We start from the raw sequence: 19,296 nt of genomic DNA, 5'->3' as shown, positions 1-19,296 counted from the left end.
GGGACCTGGCGCCCCATCAAAGAGACACGCTCTAGCGGCGGCTGCGCACCAGCAGATAGAGGAAGTACGGCGTGCCGATCACCGCGGTCACCATGCCGGCGCCGAGTTGGGCGGGTGCGATCACGGTGCGGCCCAGCAGGTCCGCGGTGCAGACCAGGGCGGCGCCGAGCAGCATGGCCACCGGGAGCACCCGGACGTGCTGTCGGCCCACCAGGGCCCGGGCGGCGTGCGGGGCGACGAGTCCCACGAAGCCGATCGTGCCCGCGGCGGCGACGGCGGTGGCGCTCAGCAGGACGCCCAGTGCGAGGAAGCCGAGGCGCCCCCGTCCCAGGTCGATGCCCAGGAGCCGCGGGGTGTCCTCGTCGAGCGACACGAGGTCGAGCTCCGCGCGCCGCAGCACCGCGACGACCACGCCCAGGGCGAGGACGGCCGCGAGCGGCGCGACGTCCGGCAGGGTCCGCCCGTAGGTGGAACCGGACAGCCAGGTGAGGGCCTTGACCGCGTTGAACGGGTCGGTGAGGACGATCAGCAGGCTGATCAGAGCGGTGGCCGCGGTGGCGACGCCGATGCCGACGAGGACGAGCCTGTTCTGCTGGAACCCGCCCCGCGCGGCGAGGCCGAAGACGATGACGGAGCTGACCGCGGCGCCCGCGAACGCCGCGCCCGCAAGTCCCCACGAGTCGGCCAGCGGCACGGTCGTCACCAGGAGTACGGCGCCGAGCGCGGCCCCGCCGGACACCCCGAGGACGGCGGGTTCGGCGAGCGGGTTGCGGGTCACGGCCTGGATGAGTGTCCCGGACAGGGCGAGTGCCGCGCCGGCGAGCAGCGCCGCGAGGACCCTGGGCACCCGGGTGTCGAGCACGAAGGACACGGTCTGGCCGGCCCTGCCCTGCGCCCAGTTCACGACGTCGCCCAGCAGCAGTTTGGCGTCGCCCAGCAGCACGGCGGCGATCGTCACACCGACGAGGACCACCGCCAGGACGGCTGTGACGGTGAGGAAGACGGCCCGGCTTCTGATGCGCAGCCGGTCGGATGCGGCGGATGCCGCGGTGTCCTTCAGCCGGACGGCCATGACGATGAGGAAGACGGCGCCGACGAGGCTGGTGACGACGCCCGTCGGCACGGCGACCGCGAGGTCCGCCGGCACGAGGGACCGAAGCAGCACGTCCGAGCCGAGCACCAGTGCCGCACCGGTCAGGCCGGTGACCGGAAGGCTCGACCGCGACCGGGCGAAGGCCCGGAACCTGCGGGCGAGGGGGCGCATGAGGGCGGGGGCGCACAGGCCGACGAAGCCGATCGGTCCGGCGAGGGTGACGGACGCCGCGGAGAGCAGCGATGCGAGTACGACCGCCGTGATCCGGGTGGCGCGGACCGGGACACCGAGGCCGCGGGCGGCGTCGTCGCCGAGGGCCAGGGCGTCGACCCGGCGGGCGACCAGCAGCAGCCCGAGGAGGCCGGCGAGGCCGATGGGTGCCATCTGGAGCACGCCGTCGAAGCCGTTCTGGCCGATGCTGCCCTGGTTCCACTGGTAGAGCCCGTGGGTCTCCTCGGGGAAGAGCAGGAGCAGCCCCTCGGTGACGGCGTTGAGGCCGAGCATGAGGGCGGTGCCGGCGAGTACGAGGCGTACGGTGCCCGTGCCCAGGCCGGACAGGCCGAGCACGACGGCGGCGGCGGCGAGGCTGCCGAGGAGTGCGACACCGGAGGAGGCGAGCAGCGGCAGCGACACGCCGGTGACGGCGACCAGCCCGAGGGCCAGGTAGGAGCCGGCGTTGACGGCGAGGGTGTCGGGGGACGCGAGGACGTTGCGGCTGACCGCCTGCAGGGCGGCGCCCGCCATCCCGAGCATGGCCCCGACCAGGATCCCGGCGGTCATCCTCGGCAGCCGGGAGGCGATGACGACGGAGGCGTCGGCCGGGGCGGCCCGGCCGGTGAGTGCTTTCCACACCTCCCCGGCGCCGACGGCGGCGGTGCCCTGCGTGATGTCGACGACCGCGAGGGCCGCGACGAGCAGGGCCAGAGCGGCCGTCACCGCGGCCGCGCCCGTCCGGGACGTGACCTCCGACGGACGGGTGGCGGGGGTTGTCGCGGTGACGGCCATGGTGTTACTTCGTCAGCTCGGCGACGACGGAGTCGATGTACTTGCCCATCGACTCGGGCCCGCCGAACATCCAGATGCCGTCGGGCAGCCGGTGGACGTTGCCCTTCTTCACGAACGGCAGCGAGGTCCACACCTTGTCCTTGGCCAGGGCGTCGGTGAACGGGGTGCTGCTCGTGTCCCCGTCGTTGCCGATGTAGGCGAACTGCACGTCGTCGCTGAGCTTGGTGAGCCCCTCGACGTCGGTGCTGCCGAGTCCGTAGTCCTTGTCGCCCTTGACCGTCCAGTCGTTCTTCAGGCCGAGCTGCTCGTTGACCGCGCCGATGAGCGAGCCGCTGGTGAACGGCCGGATCGAGACCTGGTTGGAGATGTCGTAGCCGTCGGCGAAGGCATACTTCGTGCCGCCGAGACCGGCGTCCGCGAGGGCCTTCTTGCCCTCGGCGACCTTGGCGTCGAAGTCCTTCTTCAGCTTCTCGGCCTGCTCCGTGGTGCCCGTGGCCTGGGCGAGGAGGTCGAGGTTCTCGTTCATCTGCCCGATGGGGTCGGAGGCGTTGGCGGACTTCACCTCCACGACCGGGGCGACCTTGCGCAGCTGCTTCACCGCGGCCGGCGGCAGGTCGGTGCTGGCGACGATGAGATCCGGCGACAGGGCGGCGATGGTGTCCATGCTGGGCTCGCCGCGGGTGCCGATGTCCTTGGGGTCGTTCTTCAGCGGCACTGCCTGGTCCCAGGTCTTGTAGCCCTTGACGTCGGCGACGCCTACCGGGTCGACACCCAGCGATATCAGCAGCTCGACCTCATGCCACTCGGTTCCGACGACCTTCTGGGCAGGCCCGTCGAGTTCGACCTTCTTGCCGGAGGCGTCGGTGAGGGTGATGGCCTGGCTCGCCGACTTGGTCTCCTCGCTGTCGGCGGCGGGCTCGGTCGTGCCGCAGGCGGTCAGACTGAGCGCCGCGGCGGTGGCGACCGCCGCGGTCGTAAGGAGGCGTCTCATGAGGGTGTGATGAGCCTTTCGCTTCGGGAGTGGTGCCGACCCATCGCGCGGGTGCGCAGTCGGCCCGTCAGGGGGTCGGTGCCGACCTCGATGCGGATGCCGTAGACGTCGGTCAGCCGCTCGGCCGTCAGTACGTCGTCGGGGAGGCCGTCCGCGACGATCCGTCCCTCGTGCAGCAGCACGATCCGGTCGGCGAGGGCCGCGGCCTGGTCGAGGTCGTGCAGGACGGCGCCGACGGCGATCCCGTGGTCGTCCGCCAAATCGCGGACGAGATCGAGGAGTTCGATCTGGTAGCGCAGGTCGAGGTAGGTCGTCGGCTCGTCGAGGAGCAGTACGCCGGTCTCCTGGGCGAGGCAGCTCGCGAGCCACACGCGCTGGAGCTGTCCGCCGGAGAGGTGCTCGGCGCCGCGCTCGGCGAGTTCGGCGACGCCCGTCATGGCCAGCGCGCGATCCACCGCGGCCCGGCCGTCGGGGTCCGCCCTGCCCCAGCGCCCCCGGTACGGGTAGCGGCCGAACTCGACGACGTCCCGCACGGTCAGCCCGCTGGGCGTGGGACGGCCCTGTGTCAACAGGGCCACCCGGCGCGAGAACTCACGGGCAGTCAGCGCCAGGCCATCCGTGTCGTCGATGACGAGCGTGCCGGTCCTGGCCCGCTGCAGTCGCGCGATCGTCCGCAGGAGTGTCGACTTCCCGCTGCCGTTCGGCCCCACCAGCACGGTCACTTCGCCAGGCAGCAGCGTCACCGACGCACCGTGCACGACGTCGACACCGTCGTAGGCCACGGTGACACCCGTGGCCGAAAGTTCATGACCGCGGACGCTCACCGCCGCGGAGCTCTCTTCACCTGCTTGCACGCCGCACAGGTTAGCCTAACCTAAGCGAAATCCGTGAGGGATGGCGACGACAGGCATGCAAGGAGAACATCAGCCAAAGGTCGGCAACCCCACTGCCGCAACCGCAAGTAGGTGTCGAGTACGGCCCGCCGTACTCCCTCGCACTGCTGGAAAGGACCGCGTCCGCCATGCAGGGTGACAAGGAAGTCCTCGAATTCCTCAATGAGCAGCTGCCCGCCGAGCACACCCGCGCCGACTCCTTCGACGAGATGAAGGTACGGGGCCGCCTGATCGGGCTCATCCACCAGAGTCCGGCCGCGCACCTCACTCCCGTGCGCACGGTCCGCTCCCACCTGGAGGAAACCGTCGCAGCGTTGACCTCCTAACGTGCAGGTGCAGCCGTGCGGGCCGCAGCCGAGACGGCCGCCGATCGCGCCGCGTTCCCCACCGGCCACCTCGACTGCCACCCGCACGAACTCTCCGGCGGCCTGGCCCAGCGCGCCGCCACCGCCCTTGCCCTCGTCGGCGACGCGCCGTTGCTGCCGGCCGACGAACCGACCACCGGACTCGATCGCGACCTGGTGGACCACACGGTCGACGAACTACGACGCCACGTCACGCCGACGGCCACGAGGGCGGTACGGGCCGGGCCCTGCTGATGATCACCCACGACCTCACGGCGCCGAGCGCATCGCCGACCGCGTGGCCGTGATGTACGCGAGGCGGATCGTCGAACTCACCGCCGCGGAAAGGTTCTTCGTCACCCCCGGCCCCCGGCATCCCTACAGCCACGGCCTGCTCCAGGCCCTCCCTGAACGCGCCTTCACCCCCATCCCCGGAATGCCATCGAACTCGGCGACCTGCCCGACGGGTGCGCCTTCGCTCCACGCTGCGAGCGCACCTCCGGAGCCTGCGCCACCGTGCCGCAGACGACCGGTGGAACCGCCTGTCACCATCCGCACGTTCCGGAGGACATCCGTGCTTGAGCTGCACGCCATCACCGCCGGATACGACAAGAGAGCACCGGTCCTGCGAGGCGCCTCGCTGACCGTCGCACCTGGTGAGGCCGTCGGCCTGCTCGTGAATAGGCGTCTGGACAGCGGGCCGGCTGACCCGCAGGTCGGCCGTCCACCGGCCGAGTTCACGCGCATCGGCGGGTTCGTTTTCGCACGCCCGGGTCAGTCCCTCGACGATCCGCTCACCGATGCCCAGCAGCGTGTAGTACATCTCGTGCGTGTCGAAGTAGACGGGCGTGTGCGCGACGTGCCACATCAGCCGCTGGTACGCAGGCCGGATGAGAGCCGGGTGATAGTGGCTGCCGATGTCGAGGTCGTTGATGACGTGGAACGCCGCGGTCGCCCACGGTTCGTAGCTGGCGCCTCTCAGCATCCGGTGACTGCCCAGGGCTTCCACACGCTGCATCAGCTCGTCGGGATCGGGTGGGCTCGCGACTTCCAGGGCCATCAGCGCTGCGGCGACGCAGTGCTCGCAGAAGTCCTCGGGCTGCTTGCCGCAGCTGCACTCGCCGACGAGTCTGCCGTTCTCCCCGGTCACCCGCACGTCGAAGTCGTCGTCGTAGCCGACGGTCGAGACGATCTCGCCGGCCGACACCGTGACCGCAGCCGCGTCGTCGAACTCGGCTGCCCGACCGACCACATCCGCGCCGGCCCTCGCCAGCACATCGTCCTCGCTGAACCAGAGCACCATGCCGCTCATCCAACCAACAACCGCGTGGGTCATACCGACCACTGCACGGGACGTGTGCAAGCCGTCTTCTACATCGTTGGCGTGTCCGGGGCAGCCTCCGGAGACTGATCAGGATGCGATAACTCCTCCGTAGTGCGGCTGGCGTACACCGGAGAGCAGCGCGCGGCTGATCCTGCTCAGCGGTCGCACGGTTCCTGGTGTGGTTCGGTTGCGGCAGGGCTGATTGCTGCGGTGACGCGGCGGTAGGCGGCGTGGGCGTGGCGGAGGCGGGCCAGTGTCGTGCCCAGGAGGGCGGCGGAGAGCAGGCAGGTGAGCCAGAGCGTGTCACGGTGCCCGGCCCAGGTGAGGGTGCCTGCGGGTGGGATGGCGAAGCCGTTGAGGAACAGCCAGCACAGTACGGCCGTGCCGGGGGCCGCGGCGAAGTGGGCGCGCAGTCCCAGCAGGGCTGCGAGCAGGGACAGAACGGCCAGGGCGAGTGAGGTGCGCCCCGGGCCGACGAGGGTGTTGAGGAGCGCCACCAGCAACAGTGCGCTACCGGCCGTCGCAGCCCATACCAGCGGCGTGGCCACGGGCTTGGGGACGGGCCGGGCCCCGGTGCCGAGTGACACCCACTCAATCATGCTTGCGTTTCCTTCCGGTGCTCCCCGTCCCAGCAGAGGCACACGGCGGCCGTCTCTGCGGCTTCGGTGCCGGCGACCGGAGCGCGGCTCGCCGCCGGTCGGTTCGGGACGGAGCTGGCGAACGACCGAGTTCCGGGTGCTCGCTAGGGTGTCATTAAAGATTGTCCAAAGAAACACCCGAATCAGACAGGGAGACAGCCGTGGGCGCTGCGCGTATGAGCAGTACGCCGTTGCCGGGGATCGGGGTCCGTTACGACCTGACCACGCGGGAGCAGCGTCGTCTGTCCGTTGTCGCGCACCGGGACGGGGCGCGGACGCTGAGCGCGTACCGCAAGGATGATCCGGACGCGTGCGCGTTGTCGCTGCGGCTGGCCGCCGGGGAGGCGGAGGCGCTCATCGACGCGCTGATGCCCGCGCATCACAGCCCGAGTCTGCTGTCGACGACCGAGTTGGGGCTGGTGGCCGAGCGGATCGAGCTGTCCGCCACGTCGCACTGGAACGGGCGGGTGCTGGGCGAGACCCGGATGCGCACGGAGACCGGTGTCTCGATCGTTGCCGTGCTGCGCCGGGCCGAGGCGATCCCCTCGCCGGGACCGGAGTTCCGGCTGGCCGGCGGCGACACCCTGATCGTGATCGGGACCCGCGAGGGCGTGGAGGCTGCCGCCCAGATACTCGGCCGAGAGTGACCGCCCGTGCACTCGTCTGCCATCTTCCTGATCGAGTTCGGCGCGATCATCCTCGGTCTGGGGCTGCTGGGCCGGCTCGCCGGACGCTTCCAGTTCTCGCCCATCCCCTTGTATCTGCTGGCCGGCCTGGCCTTCGGCCAGGGCGGACTGCTCCCACTGGACACCAGCGAGGAATTCGTCGCGATCGGCGCCGAGATCGGCGTGATCCTGCTGCTGCTCATGCTGGGCCTGGAGTACACCGCCAGCGACCTGGTCTCCAACCTCAAGACCCAGTACCCGGCCGGTCTCGTCGATGCCGCACTCAACGCCCTGCCCGGGGCTGCGATGGCGCTGCTGCTGGGCTGGGGTCCGGTGGCTGCTGTCGTGCTGGCCGGGGTGACCTGGATTTCCTCCTCCGGGGTGATCGCCAAGGTTCTCGGTGACCTTGGGCGGCTGGGCAACCGGGAAACGCCGGTGATCCTCAGCATCCTGGTCCTGGAGGACCTGTCCATGGCCGTCTACCTGCCGATCATCACCGCGCTGCTGGCCGGAACGAGTCTGGCGGCGGGCAGCGTCACGCTCGCGATCGCGCTCGGGGTTGCAGGTCTGGTGTTGTTGCTGGCGGTGCGGTTCGGCCGGCACATCTCGCGCTTCGTCTCCAGCGACGATCCCGAGAAGCTGCTGCTGGTGGTTTTGGGGCTGACCCTGCTGGTCGCCGGTATCGCGCAGGGACTGCAGGTCTCCGCCGCCGTCGGCGCGTTCCTGGTCGGCATCGCCCTGTCCGGTGAGGTCGCCGAAGGCGCGCACAATCTGCTCGCTCCGTTGCGGGATCTATTCGCCGCGGTGTTCTTTGTCTTCTTCGGTCTGCACACCGATCCGTCCAGCATTCCGCCGGTGCTCCTGCCCGCGCTCGTGCTGGCCGTCGTCACCGCCGGTACGAAGATCGCCACCGGGTACTGGGCGGCGAAGCGGGCCGGCGTCTCGGCCAAGGGCCGGTGGCGGGCGGGCGGCACGCTGGTCGCGCGGGGTGAGTTCTCCATCGTGATCGCCGGGCTCGCGGTCACCGCCGGGATCGAGCCGTCCCTGGGCCCGCTGGCCACGGCGTACGTGCTCATCCTGGTGATCCTCGGTCCGCTCACCGCTCGTTACACCGAGCCCGTGGCCCTGCGTCTGACCGCTCGGTGGGGCAAGCCCTCCCCGACCACTCAGGCGCCGCTCGCGGAGGCGCAGAACACGGTGGACAACCAGGACGCGGTCGGCCGGTCATGAGTGAGGAGGTCTGGGCGCGCTGACCGACCGGGACACGGTCCTGGTCCTCGCCGTCCTGGCCGTCTGCCTCGGCGGCGTCGTCGGAATCGCCCAGAACCTGCCCAAGGCGCTGCGGCGCAGTGCAGCCTGGCGGCGGGATACGGAACTGCATCCCGTCTCCAGTGCCCTCACCCTGACGGTGCTGATCGTGTTGTGGCCGGTCAGCCTCGATTATCTGGCCTGGCGTATGGCGTCCCGGCGGCGCAGCGGGAAGAACTGCGCAGGGCCGTCGTAGGGCGGAGAGGTGGTCGCCGTCGCCGTATGGGAGGAGTACCGCGTTCGCAGCCGGACGGCCTGCCTCATCCCTGGGTGAGGGAGTGTTCCATCAGCCGGGCTGCCGTGATCGCTCCCACCGTCCGCGTTTCCTGGCCGTCGCTCTCGACGACCGCCACCAGCGGCGTGTGCGTACGGATCATCAGCGCGGCGATCTGTGCGACACCCGTATCCGGCCCGACGACGGTCGGCAGGGTGCGGCGGCCCGGCAGCCACTGCGCGACGGTGAGTCCCTCCAGCTTCTCCGCCAGCCGCTCCAGCTCGGAGTCGTCAAGGGCGAGGGCCTGCGCGGAATCCTCCAGAACGTAGTCCGGGAGCACGACGCGCAGCAGCTGCGATCCCGGCACGATCGCGTACGGCCGCTGGTCGGTATCAAGGACCAGCAACGCCGGAAGCCGCCGTTCTACGAACAGCCGAGCCGCCGTCACCGCATCGTCGTCGGCGGAGACTGCCGGATACGGCTCGGCCAGGTCACGTGCTCGCATGCGCGGCCCCTTTTCCTCAGCCGCCCCGAAGGGAGCAGAGCGCGGACACGGCGGTGCGGGCTGCAACTGCCCCAATTCCCGGGACCCGCCAGGTCGGCGCGCAGTCGAGATCTCGTGAACTGTCGACCGGACTTCCCGGCGCACCACTACCGACTGTACCGGCGTCGCCTCCACCAGTCATCGGATGCGCCGTGGGGGGTGGGGGGGAAGGGGCCGCCGGGGATTCCCCTCGGCGGACCGGTCTGTGGATCACAGGGGTCTGGTCGGCCAGTCGAGGAGGCGAGCGCCGATGGCCGCAGGGTGTAGCGGTGGCCCGGGTCGGTGGGGTCGGTGCCGGTCAGGGTGTGGTTGCGTTCCAGGCGGAGATCAGGAACGGCTGCCGGTCGCGAGCCAGGAGGGGGAAGGCCAGCAGGTCGGCGGCGAGCCGCAGCGGGTCGTCGCCCTTGGCGTCTGTCGCCGCCGCTCAGTCGCGTCATGGCGGTCCTGGCGACAGCCCGAGGGTGGGCTCAGTCGCCGGACGTCTGCCCCCGGCGCGGCGCCTGGGGCGACATCGCAGCCGCGGCCTCCGCCTTGGCGTCGCTCACTGCGGCGGCGGCCTGTTTCTCGGCCTCGTCAGCAGCCGCCGCGGCGTCGAGCGAAACCGACGAGCCTGTATCGAGCTCTGGAACCCGGCTTTCGTGCGGGGTGTCGTCGGCGTCGGCGGTGGCTGCTTCCTCGGGTTGCGCGGGTGTGTGCGGACCCGCCATCGGCTGGTCACCGAACGCACGGGTGACGGTCCGCACAGCCTCGGTCAGCTCCCCCGGGATCACCCAGAACGTGTTGTTGTCGCTGCTCGCCAAGTGTGGGAGCGTCTCGAGGTACTTGTAGGCCAGGATCTTCGGGTCGGCGTTGTTGCGATGGACGGCCTGGAAGACGAGCTCCACGGCCTTTGCCTCGCCGTCCGCCCGCAGGATCATGGCTTGTTGCGTGCCCTGGGCCTCCAGGATGTCCTTCTGCTTCGTGCCTTCCGCGGTGAGGATCTTGGCTTGCCGCTCCCCTTCGGCGTGCAGGATGGCCGCACGCTTGTCACGCTCGGCCCGCATTTGCTTCTCCATCGCTTCCTTGATGGTGTGCGGTGGATCGATGGCCTTGATCTCGACACGGTTGACTCGGATGCCCCACTTGCCGGTGGCGTCGTCGAGGACGGCGCGGAGTCGGGAGTTGATCTCCTCTCGCGAGGTGAGCGTCTCCTCCAGGTCCATGCTGCCGATGACGTTCCGCAGCGTGGTCACGGTGAGCTGATCGATCGCCTGCAGGTAGTCGGCGACCTCGTAGGCCGCCGCCCGGGGGTCCGTGATCTGGTAGTAGAGCACGGTGTCGATGTTCACCACGAGGTTGTCCTCGGTGATCACCGGCCTGGGATCGGAGGAATAGACCTGCTCGCGCACGTCGAGTTTGGTGTTGATGCGGTCCGCCACCGGCACGACGAAGTTCAGGCCGGGTTGCAGAGTCCGGCGATATCGACCGAACCGCTCGATGTTGTAGCGGCGCGCCTGCGGGACGATCCGCACAGTGGAGGCCACGAGGAAGACGACGACGATGGCCGCCACAAGAGTGAGGATGACAACTGGATCCACAGTGTGCCTCCGTTGCTGTGTGTTCAGCCGTTCACGGAAGGAGCTCGCGGGGGTAGACGATGGCTGTGGCGCCTTCGATCTCCATGACGTCCACCAGCGCCCCCACCGGGATCACCAGGCTCTCGTCGAGGGCGCGGGCGGACCACTCCTCGCCGGAGAGTTTGATCAGGCCGTGGGTCGCGGTGACCTCCTGCATGACCTCGGCCCGCTTGCCGACCAGCGCATCACTGCCCTCGCGTATGAGGGGTTGCTGTGCCATATGCCGCAGCGCGACAGGACGGACGATGACGAGACCCGCTGCCGCTGCTATCGCGAAGGCGACGAGCTGGCCGAGAACGCCGATGCCCACACCTGCGACTACGGCGGCCACCAACGCAGCGCCCGCCAGCAACCCGAAAGCCAGTGTCAGGGTGAAGAACTCCGCGGCGCCCAGCACCCCGGCGGCGAGCAGCCACAGGAACCACGGCATCAAACCGCCCTCCTTACAGAGGCCTTCTCCACCAAGCTACCTGCCATGACGCCGGGCAGAACAGACACGGGAGCCGTGGGCCTTGCTCGTTGAAGGGTTTGCCCTGACCGGCGGGGGTCCAACGGGCATCTGAAGGCCGCGCAGGCGGTGTCGGACCACCGGGCGCCGGGTACGTCAGGACACTGCGCGGTCCCAGCACGTCAGCCGCGGTGTGCGTCTGCGGTAGGCGACGCCGTCCAGGACGGGAGCGGTGACGATGACCATGGGACGCATCGCCGCAGAGAGGGCCACCAGCGCCAAGGAATAAGGGTCCATGCCACTGTCACACACAGCCTTGCGGCATCACCATCGGGCCCAGCATCCATTCCCGCCGGTACCCGACACCCACTACCGGCCGACACCTGGGCGCCGACGGTGCTTCTCACCCGGCCGCTCCAGTTCCGATTCGCGCGGGGCAGGCGCCTACGCGGAATCCTCCAGGGCGTGGGCACACACGGGACTCACCAGGTCGGCGCTTACGTCAGAAGCTCGTGAATTGCCGAGGGAGATCTCCGGCACACCCCTTGCCGACTGTGCCGGCGATGCCGCGTCGGTCAGGCGGTGGCCTTGGGGGTCTGTGGATCACAGGGGTCTGGTCGGCCAGTCGAGCAGGCGGGCACCGATGACCGCGGTCTGCAGGGTGTAGCGGTGGGCGGGGTCGGTGGGGTCGATGCCGGTCAGGGTATGGATGCGTTCCAGGCGGTAGGTCAGGGCCCGCACGCTCAGGGACAGTCGGCGGGCGGTTTCGGCGGCCACGCAGCCCGTGTCGAAGTAGGCGGTCAACGTGTCGAGGAGGGGCTGGGCTCCGCCGCGGGCTTGCTCCAGCGGGCTGAGGGTGCTGCGTACGAGGTCCATCAGGGCCTGCCGGTCGCGGGCCAGGACAGGGAAGACCAGCAGGTCGGCAGCGCGCAGCAGCGGGTCGTCGAAGCCCATGCGCTGGGCGACGTCGAGGGCGTTGAGGGCTTCCTCGTAGCTGTGTCCGATGCCGACGGCGCCGGGGCGCGGGCGACCGATGGCGACCTGGCCGCCGTCGGTGGCGGCGTGAGCCTGCTTGGCGAAGTGGGCCAGGACGTCGCCCTGGTCGCCGGGGGCGATGCAGACCATCCGCCCGTCCTTGGTGGTGAACAGGATCCGGCGGTTCTCGAAGCGGCCGAACAGGGCGTCCTGGACCTGCCGGGGGACGGGGTCGGTCTCGTCGTACTTGGCGGGGCCTTCGGCTACGGCGACCGCGTGGGCGCGCGACAGACGCAGCCCGAACCGTTCGGCGCGGGCGGCAAGGTGTCCGGGGTCGCCGCGGCCGTGGAGCAAGTCGTCGATGAACTCGCGTCGGGCTGCTTCTTCTTGCCGTATGACGAGGCGTTGGGCGCGCTCGTATCCGTCGGCGAAGGCGTCCATGGCCTGTTCGATGACGGACAGGACGCTGTCCGGGGAGGCTGCGGTGGGCCAGCCGGTTCTGCTGGCCGTGAGGTGTTCGCGCACCAGCACGCGCCATCCGTAGCCCGATGCCGCGGCCTTTGAGCCCAGTTGGCGGCGGGAGTCCAGTTCATCGCGGGTGAGGCGGCGGCCGGTGGTGGAGGCGTCCGTAAGGATCTCGGTGTAGCCGTCGAGGAATTCGCCAGGTGTGTCGTGCACGGTCATGCCCCTCCTGCCGGGCCTGGTGGTCGTGGACCCGTTCGGTTCCGATGGGTCTGCAGCCGGAGAGATGCCGCTTCCGGCCGCACCCGTGCTCAGACGTTGGCGTGTGCGGACTCGGCCCGCTCCGCTTCGGCGGGGGCGGCGGCCGGTGCCGTCGTAGTGGACCGACGGGTGAGGCGGCGCGCCAGCGGTTCGGTGAAGCGGGCGGTCAGCGGGCCGACGACGACGAGGATCAGGACGTAGGCGGTGGCCAGCGGCCCGATGCGGGGCTCGACACCGACGGCGAGGCCGGCGATGACGATGGAGAACTCGCCGCGCGCGACCAGGGTTCCCCCGGCACGCCAGCGGCCCGCGCCCTGGATTCCGGCGCGGCGTGCGGCGTACCAGCCGGTGGCGACCTTTGTCAGTGCGGTGACGATCGCGAGGAGGAGGGCGGTGACGAGGACGGGCGGGATGTCGGCGGGGTCGGTGGACAGCCCGAAGAAGACGAAGAAGACGGCGGCGAACAGGTCGCGCAGCGGGGTGAGGAGGTTGCTGGCGCCTTCGGCGACTTCGCCGGACACGGCGATGCCGACGAGGAAGGCGCCAACGGCCGCGGAGACCTGGAGTTCCTGAGCGATGCCGGCGACGAGCAGGGTCAGTCCGAGGACGACGAGCAGGAGCATTTCGGCGCTGTCGGAGGAGACAGCACGGCTGATCAGCCGTCCGTGGCGCAGGGCGACGTAGAGGACGGCACCGACGGTGCCCAGGGAGATCAGCAGGGTGACGGTGCCGCCGGCCAGGCTGACGCCGGCGAGCAGGGCGGTGAGGATCGGCAGGTAGAGCGCCATGGCGAGGTCCTCGATGACGAGGACGCCGAGAACGACGGGGGTTTCGCGGTTGCCGAGCCGGCGCAGGTCTCCGAGGACCTTGGCGATCACCCCGGAGGAGGAGATCCAGGTGACGCCGGCCAGGGCGACGGCAGCCACCGGACCCCAGCCCAGGATCAGCGCGGCGAGGGCGCCCGGCACGGCGTTGAGGACGAAGTCGACTGCACCGGAGGGGTATTGGGTCTTGAGGTTGGTGACGAGTTCGGAGGCGCTGTACTCCAGGCCGAGCAGGAGCAGCAGCAGGATGACGCCGATTTCGGCACCGGTCGCGGTGAACTCCTCGCTGGCGTTGAGCGGGAGAATGCCGCCGTGACCGAAGGCAAGTCCGGCGAGGAGGTAGAGGGGTATGGGGGAGAAACCCACTCGCCCGGCGAGGCGTCCCAGCAGCCCCAGGGCGAGGATGATGGCCCCGAGTTCGATGAGCATGGCGGTGGTGCTGTGCACGGGCGTCTCCTCCGGTTCGGCGACGGCGTCAGTGCCTTCTTGGCTACGGGTGGCGCGCGGGCGCTGCCGGTGAGGTCGGCGATACGGCCGGGCGCGGGCAGTGCTGGGTCAGGCCGAATAGGCATGACCGGGTGGGGCTCGGCGTACTCGCGTGCCACGGGGCACAAGCAGGGGGGGCGGCGGTCTGCGCTTAGTCGGGCAACACCTGGTGCGTGCCTCGGACCGAGGGATCAGACGCTGGGAACGGCGCGGTCCGGTTCAGGCACGCTGTCACGAGCGGTTGCGGGCACATCAACGGCCCGGACAACTCGATCCATGTCACGCCCCCCATCGCACCGAGATCCAGAAACTTTGGAAAACAAACCCCACAGAAATGAGCGAGCAGCCGCTCAATGGAGCGCCAAGGCTCGGTAAAGAACCTTACCGCACGACTAATGACACATAGATCGCATTCAATTACATACCGGCAGCAATGGGAGCAGAGATCGCGGCTACTTCACCGAACGAGTGTCCGCTCGGGGCCGCGCGCCCAGAGGGCTGGGTTGTCGGCTGCACTCTGGGGGGCGTCATTCGGTCCGTGCTGGAGTGGCGGGCTCCGGTTCGGGGGCGCCGTGTTCGCCGAGCCAGCGGGCGAGTTTGCCGCGTCGGCCGATGGCACGGAGCCGGCGTTCTGTGGCTTCCCGGGCGTTGGGGGGGTGATGAGCAGGAGTTCGTCGCCAGCGCGCAGCACGGTGTCCCGGTCGGGGACGAGGGTGGTGCCGTCGCGGACGATCAGGGTGACGACGGTCGGAGGCGGCAGCCGGAGTTCGAAGACGGCGACGCCATGAAGCCGGGAACCCTGCGGGACGGCGACGGTGAGCAGGCCGCGTCCAGTACGTCGAGAGGGGCGGTCTCGACCTGGATCTCCTGCAGGGCGTCGGGGCGCGCGAGTCCCAGGTGCCGGGCGACGGCGGGCAGGGTGGGGCCCTGGATGAGGGTGAACAAAGCCACGAGGACGAACACGATGTTGAGCACGTCGCGGGCGCCGGTGACGTCGGCGACGATGGGGAAGGTGGTGAGCACGATGGGGACCGCGCCGCGCAGACCGGCCCAGGAGATGAACGCCTGCTCGCGCCAGGGGATGCGGAAGGGCAGCAGACAGGCCAGGACGGAGACGGGGCGGGCGGCCAGCAGCAGGACCAGGCCGATGACGAGGGCCGGGATGATCGCGGAGGGCAGTTCACTGGGGTCGACGAGCAGGCCGAGCATGACGAACAGGCCGATCTGGGCCAGCCAGCCGACGCCTTCGGCGAAGGAGCGGGTGGCGGCGCGGTGGGGCAGCTTGGCGTTGCCGAGGACGAGGCCGGACAGGTAGGCGGCGATGATGCCGCTGGCGTTCACAGCTCCGGCGGCGGCGAAGGCGATGATGCCGAAGCCGACGGTGGCCAAGGGATACAGGCCGGTGGCAGGCAGTGCGATGTGGCGCAGGGCAGCGGCGCCCAGGCGGCCGACCAGTACGCCGAGCGTGCCGCCCACGGCGAGCTGGTAGCCCAGGTTGCCCAGGAGGGGCGCGGGGCCGGACAGGTTGGCGGTGGCGGTGGAGAAGGCCAGGACCAGGGCAATGGTGGGGGCGTCGTTGAAGCCGGACTCGGCCTCCACCAGCGCGGTCACCTTCTGCGGCAGCGGCAGCGCGCGCAGGACTGCGAAGACGGCAGCGGCGTCGGTGGAGGAGACGATCGCGCCGAGCAGCAGGGCCAGGTGCCAGTCCATGCCCAGCAGCCAGTGCGCGCCGACGGCGGTCACCGCGACCGAGACGGCCACGCCAGAGGTGTCTCCACAAGAGGCAGCTGAGCGCGGAAGGGGCACTGGCGAGCCGTTCAGACTCCAGAGCGGGTTGGCAGTGTGGTGACGGGTGCGCCGGACAGGCTGTTGTGAACCAAGGCCAGGAACTCCTGGTCAGAAAAACCGAGATCACGCGCCTGGGTAATGAGACCGTGCACGGCCTCGGCGAGCCGAGCCTGGTGCGCGACGTCGGGCGCCGCGTTGATCACCGCGCCCCGGCCACGACGCAGCTCGATCAGGCAGAGCCAGTGCGGTAGACGAGCGGTGTTCCTCCTGGCGGCCAAGTCGCGGGCCCGGTGCGGTCCTCGAAGGGGGTGGGCCAGCTACACCCGGCCGCGAGCGTGCCGTGACAACCTCACTTGCTGCGTTGCGTAACGGTGGGTGTGGGCCTGGATGTGTGCACCGCAGGACGCGAAGCCCCGTCGTGGGCGGCACAGTGGGCAGCCAGAACACAACACCGTCGTCTTCCAGGCAGGATCCTTGCCGTCAGTGAGTGGTCCTCTCTGCCGAGGTATGGCAATGAGCTGAAGCGGCGCCGCATGCAAAGCTCTGCCGTATGGGGTGGGGTTTCAAGCTGCACGGGGGAATCGCAGCCGGGCTGAGCGCCTTGCTGCTGATCCTCGCAGCGCTGACGTGGCTGCCAGGGGGCCTGCCACTGGTGGACTCGCCATGGCTGACGGCGGCGATCGTGCTGCTTCTGTTCCCGGTCTTCGCAGCTGCCGTGGTGCGCGTACTCCTGACGCGCGCGGACCGCCACTCGGTATGGCTGGCCTTCCGGTGCCTGCCCGGCGCGGTGCAGGCTGCTCTGGGGAGCCTGGCCGTCTCAGGAATCGTGATGATCCTGGTCAGCATGGCCGGTACGGGGAACCTGCAGTCAGCTGAAATCAGGGACGGCCGGTACTTCGTCCTCGACACGACTCCCCACGAACGCGGGACGATCGAGGTCTCGCGGAGCCAATACGTGGCCGTCGTCGAAAGCGATCAGCGCAGCATGCTCGCCATCCCCGGCATCCTCTTCGCCGCAGCCGCGTATCTCGCCCTTGCAGCGGGAGAGTTGCGCCGGGCGGACGGAGGGCTCCGGATGTGACCGCCGTATGAGAACAAGCCAGGCCGGTCGCGGGCGACCTGGGGCAGATCCCACCGAGCGGCGGGACGTTGACGTGCCAGGGCGACACGAAGCCGGCCGGATGACCCGCGTTTTCACACACGGGGTGTCACTGCCAGGCGCCCGGAACACTGACCAGGAGGTCACGGACGAGATGGTCCTCTTCCCGCAGCCGACGCGAAGGATCCCCCAGCCGGGACACATGATCGTGTGCGGTGACGACGCACTCGCCGAGCGGCTGGCCGCCGAGCTCACGGCGGTGTACCGGGAACGCGTCACCCTCGTCGTCCCGACCGGACACCGGACCAGCCCCACCGGACCGGCGCAGACCACGACGCTGTTAGGCCGGGTACAAGCCGTCGTGAACCGTACAGCCGGCCCGGCCACCGACGGGGCTTCGGACGCCCCCCAAGTGGTCGAGGCACCCGAACTCACCGAGGCCGTCCTGGCCGAAGCAGGCGTACGCGAGGCCGCCGCGCTGGCACTGGTCCATGACGACGACGAGACCAACATCCGCACCGCGCTGGCCGCCCGCCGCCTCAACCCCCGGCTTCGGCTGGTCATCCGGCTCTACAACCGCAAACTCGGCCAGCACTTGGAGGAACTCCTCGACCAGGCCGCCGTCCTCGCCGTCCCCGGTCTGGACCCGGAAATCCTGGACACCTCCACCACCGTCCTGTCGGACGCGGACACAGCCGCCCCCGCCCTCGCGGCCACCGCCGTCGCCGGCACCAGCAAGGTCATCCAGGCCGACGGGCTGCTGCTGCGCGCCGCCGAGCGCACTCCGTCCGGCCACGGCGAGACGGCCGATCCGGGCCTTTGCACGCTCGCGCTTCTGTCATCGACCACCAACGACCCGGCAGGCGCCGAAGGATCGGACGCCAGCGGCCGAGAAGGACCCGTACTGCTGCCCGACGACGACACCGTGGCCGCAAGCACAGGCCACGGCACCGTGGTCCTGGAACAGGTCACCCACTCCGCGGCCGCTCCCCCGCCGAGGAGACTGGCCGCGCGCGGGGCTCCGCTCGGGTCCCTGTTCTCACGACGACTGCGCTGGGCCGTGGCCGGGCTCATGACATGCGTGCTGGCCCTGGCCGTCGCAACCTGGCTGACCAGCGAGCAAAAGCATCCATTGCACGCCGGTTACCTCACCCTGCTCGACTTCTTCGCGATCAACGATCCGGCGATCGGCGAACCCACCGCCCGCCAAGTGCTCCAGCTCCTCGCCGGGCTCGCCGGGCTGCTGTTCCTTCCCGTGCTGCTCGCGGCCGTCCTGGAGGCCCTCGGCACCTTCCGCACCGCTTCCGCGCTGCGCCGCCCGCCGCGCGGCCTGTCCGGCCACGTCGTCCTGCTCGGCCTCGGCAAGATCGGCACCCGGGTACTCACCCGACTGAACGAGCTCAACATCCCCGTGGTGTGTGTGGAGGAGGACCCCGAGGCCCGTGGCATCCCGGTCGCCCGCCGCCTGCGGGTGCCCACCGTCATCGGCGACGTCACCCAGGAAGGCGTCCTGGAAGCCGCCAAGGTTCATCGCGCACACGCCCTGCTCGCCCTCACCAGCATCGACACCACTAACCTGGAAGCCGCCCTGTACGCGCGGTCCGTCAAGCCCGATCTGAGAGTGGCTCTGCGGCTGTACGACGACGAGTTCGCCGCGGCCGTCCACCGCACCCTGCGCGCCGCCCACCCCCGCAGCCTGACCCGCAGCCGCAGCGTTTCCACCCTCGCCGCCCCCGCCTTCGCCGGAGCCATGATGGGCCGCCAGATCCTTGGAGCCATCCCGGTCGAACGCCGCATGCTGGTCTTCGCCGCCCTCAACGTCGCCGGGCACCCCCACCTCGAAGGACGCACGATCGCCGAATCGTTCCGTGCCGGCGCCTGGCGCGTCATCGCCCTGGACACGACAGAACCAGACGACCGGCTCCCCGACCTCTCCGCCACTCCAGCCCACGACGGCGCAGACCGACCCACCGGACTCATATGGAACCTCCACCCCGGCTACGTCCTGCGCCCCCAGGACCGCGTGGTCCTCGCCACCACCCGACAGGGCCTGGCCGAACTCCTCGGCCGACAGCCTCAGCGCCAAGGTCGGTCGTCCGGCGGGTAGGACAGCATCTGGCCGGTTCCGACCACCGCATTGCGTGGATCGACCTCGCCCCGCCAAGATCGAAGCCGATGAGGCCAGCCGATGAGGCGCTTCCTGAGTGACCAGCGGCTGTGGGCTCCGCAGGACGGGCCGGACGCGGACCGGATCCGACCGCACGTTCTGTGACTTCCGCACGACCAGCCCAAGTACTGGACTACTTCGCCCGCGTCCG

At 70.0% G+C, this 19,296-nt stretch carries 16 protein-coding genes and 2 pseudogenes; 6 read left to right on the top strand and 12 right to left on the bottom strand.

From position 1 onward, the window contains the following. Window positions 1-31 precede the first annotated feature (31 nt). Genes ACTMVF_RS41345 through ACTMVF_RS41335 form a run of 3 tightly spaced genes read right to left on the bottom strand, consistent with a single transcriptional unit; the run spans window position 32 to window position 3,943 of the window. A complete protein-coding gene (locus ACTMVF_RS41345; RefSeq protein WP_441276250.1) occupies window positions 32-2,098 on the bottom strand; it encodes an iron ABC transporter permease in 2,067 nt (688 codons plus the stop codon). Between the two features lie 4 nt (window positions 2,099-2,102). Next, window positions 2,103-3,089: an iron-siderophore ABC transporter substrate-binding protein gene (locus tag ACTMVF_RS41340; RefSeq protein WP_441276249.1), complete on the bottom strand. Its 987-nt coding sequence runs from the start codon at window positions 3,087-3,089 to the stop codon at window positions 2,103-2,105. Continuing rightward, a complete protein-coding gene (locus tag ACTMVF_RS41335) occupies window positions 3,086-3,943 on the bottom strand; it encodes an ABC transporter ATP-binding protein (RefSeq protein ID WP_441276248.1) in 858 nt (285 codons plus the stop codon). The genes ACTMVF_RS41340 and ACTMVF_RS41335 overlap by 4 nt, the downstream gene beginning before the upstream one ends. A 254-nt stretch (window positions 3,944-4,197) precedes the next feature. On the opposite strand from ACTMVF_RS41335, the pseudogene ACTMVF_RS41330 reads away from it, so the two are divergent. Both ACTMVF_RS41330 and ACTMVF_RS41325 read left to right on the top strand, forming a co-directional pair. Beyond that, window positions 4,198-4,908: pseudogene (locus ACTMVF_RS41330) on the top strand (oligopeptide/dipeptide ABC transporter ATP-binding protein); the annotation flags it as partial. After that, window positions 4,901-5,737 carry a hypothetical protein gene (locus ACTMVF_RS41325; RefSeq protein WP_441276247.1) on the top strand — a complete coding sequence of 279 codons (837 nt, stop codon included), beginning with the start codon at window positions 4,901-4,903 and terminating at the stop codon, window positions 5,735-5,737. The pseudogene ACTMVF_RS41330 and the gene ACTMVF_RS41325, both read left to right, overlap by 8 nt. Before the next feature lie 68 nt (window positions 5,738-5,805). Here the strand turns inward: ACTMVF_RS41325 and ACTMVF_RS41320 are convergent, their stop codons facing one another. Next, entirely contained in the window at window positions 5,806-6,249 is a 444-nt protein-coding gene (locus tag ACTMVF_RS41320) for a hypothetical protein (RefSeq protein WP_441276246.1), read from the bottom strand. Window positions 6,250-6,464: 215 nt separating this feature from the next. Here ACTMVF_RS41320 and ACTMVF_RS41315 point away from each other — a divergent pair, with 215 nt between their 5' ends. Continuing rightward, window positions 6,465-6,935 carry a cation:proton antiporter regulatory subunit gene (locus ACTMVF_RS41315; RefSeq protein WP_441276270.1) on the top strand — a complete coding sequence of 157 codons (471 nt, stop codon included), beginning with the start codon at window positions 6,465-6,467 and terminating at the stop codon, window positions 6,933-6,935. A gap of 6 nt (window positions 6,936-6,941) precedes the next feature. Beyond that, the gene (locus ACTMVF_RS41310) at window positions 6,942-8,183 is read left to right on the top strand and encodes a cation:proton antiporter (RefSeq protein ID WP_441276245.1); all 1,242 of its coding nucleotides are present in this window, start codon (window positions 6,942-6,944) and stop codon (window positions 8,181-8,183) included. Window positions 8,184-8,521: 338 nt separating this feature from the next. Here ACTMVF_RS41310 and ACTMVF_RS41305 read toward each other — a convergent pair whose 3' ends face one another. From ACTMVF_RS41305 to ACTMVF_RS41270, 8 genes and pseudogenes are all read right to left on the bottom strand, one after another. Next, window positions 8,522-8,980 (bottom strand): CBS domain-containing protein, encoded by a 459-nt coding sequence (locus ACTMVF_RS41305; RefSeq protein WP_441276244.1) that lies wholly within the window; start codon window positions 8,978-8,980, stop codon window positions 8,522-8,524. Window positions 8,981-9,486: 506 nt separating this feature from the next. After that, complete coding sequence (locus ACTMVF_RS41300; RefSeq protein ID WP_441276243.1) at window positions 9,487-10,596, bottom strand: SPFH domain-containing protein; 1,110 nt, start codon at window positions 10,594-10,596, stop codon at window positions 9,487-9,489. A gap of 31 nt (window positions 10,597-10,627) precedes the next feature. Beyond that, the gene (locus ACTMVF_RS41295) at window positions 10,628-11,065 is read right to left on the bottom strand and encodes an NfeD family protein (RefSeq protein ID WP_441276242.1); all 438 of its coding nucleotides are present in this window, start codon (window positions 11,063-11,065) and stop codon (window positions 10,628-10,630) included. 174 nt (window positions 11,066-11,239) lie between these two features. Beyond that, window positions 11,240-11,380 (bottom strand): hypothetical protein, encoded by a 141-nt coding sequence (locus tag ACTMVF_RS41290; protein WP_441276241.1) that lies wholly within the window; start codon window positions 11,378-11,380, stop codon window positions 11,240-11,242. Window positions 11,381-11,686: 306 nt separating this feature from the next. Then, the gene (locus tag ACTMVF_RS41285; RefSeq protein ID WP_441276240.1) at window positions 11,687-12,742 is read right to left on the bottom strand and encodes a PucR family transcriptional regulator; all 1,056 of its coding nucleotides are present in this window, start codon (window positions 12,740-12,742) and stop codon (window positions 11,687-11,689) included. A gap of 89 nt (window positions 12,743-12,831) precedes the next feature. Then, window positions 12,832-14,052, bottom strand: coding sequence for a cation:proton antiporter (locus tag ACTMVF_RS41280; protein WP_441276239.1), 1,221 nt, complete (start codon window positions 14,050-14,052; stop codon window positions 12,832-12,834). Between the two features lie 566 nt (window positions 14,053-14,618). Continuing rightward, window positions 14,619-15,861 (bottom strand): annotated as a pseudogene (locus tag ACTMVF_RS41275) (potassium/proton antiporter); the annotation flags it as partial. A gap of 47 nt (window positions 15,862-15,908) precedes the next feature. Beyond that, a complete protein-coding gene (locus ACTMVF_RS41270; RefSeq protein ID WP_441276238.1) occupies window positions 15,909-16,082 on the bottom strand; it encodes a hypothetical protein in 174 nt (57 codons plus the stop codon). A 347-nt stretch (window positions 16,083-16,429) separates the two neighbouring features. Here ACTMVF_RS41270 and ACTMVF_RS41265 point away from each other — a divergent pair, with 347 nt between their 5' ends. Both ACTMVF_RS41265 and ACTMVF_RS41260 read left to right on the top strand, forming a co-directional pair. Beyond that, a complete protein-coding gene (locus ACTMVF_RS41265) occupies window positions 16,430-16,960 on the top strand; it encodes a hypothetical protein (protein WP_441276237.1) in 531 nt (176 codons plus the stop codon). A 220-nt stretch (window positions 16,961-17,180) separates the two neighbouring features. Continuing rightward, window positions 17,181-19,085 carry an NAD-binding protein gene (locus ACTMVF_RS41260; RefSeq protein WP_441276269.1) on the top strand — a complete coding sequence of 635 codons (1,905 nt, stop codon included), beginning with the start codon at window positions 17,181-17,183 and terminating at the stop codon, window positions 19,083-19,085. Window positions 19,086-19,296 lie beyond the last annotated feature (211 nt).

This window comes from Streptomyces sp. SD31 (assembly GCF_052068475.1).
Lineage (GTDB): Bacteria > Actinomycetota > Actinomycetes > Streptomycetales > Streptomycetaceae > Streptomyces.
This window is presented reverse-complemented; position numbering and strand designations above follow the sequence as displayed.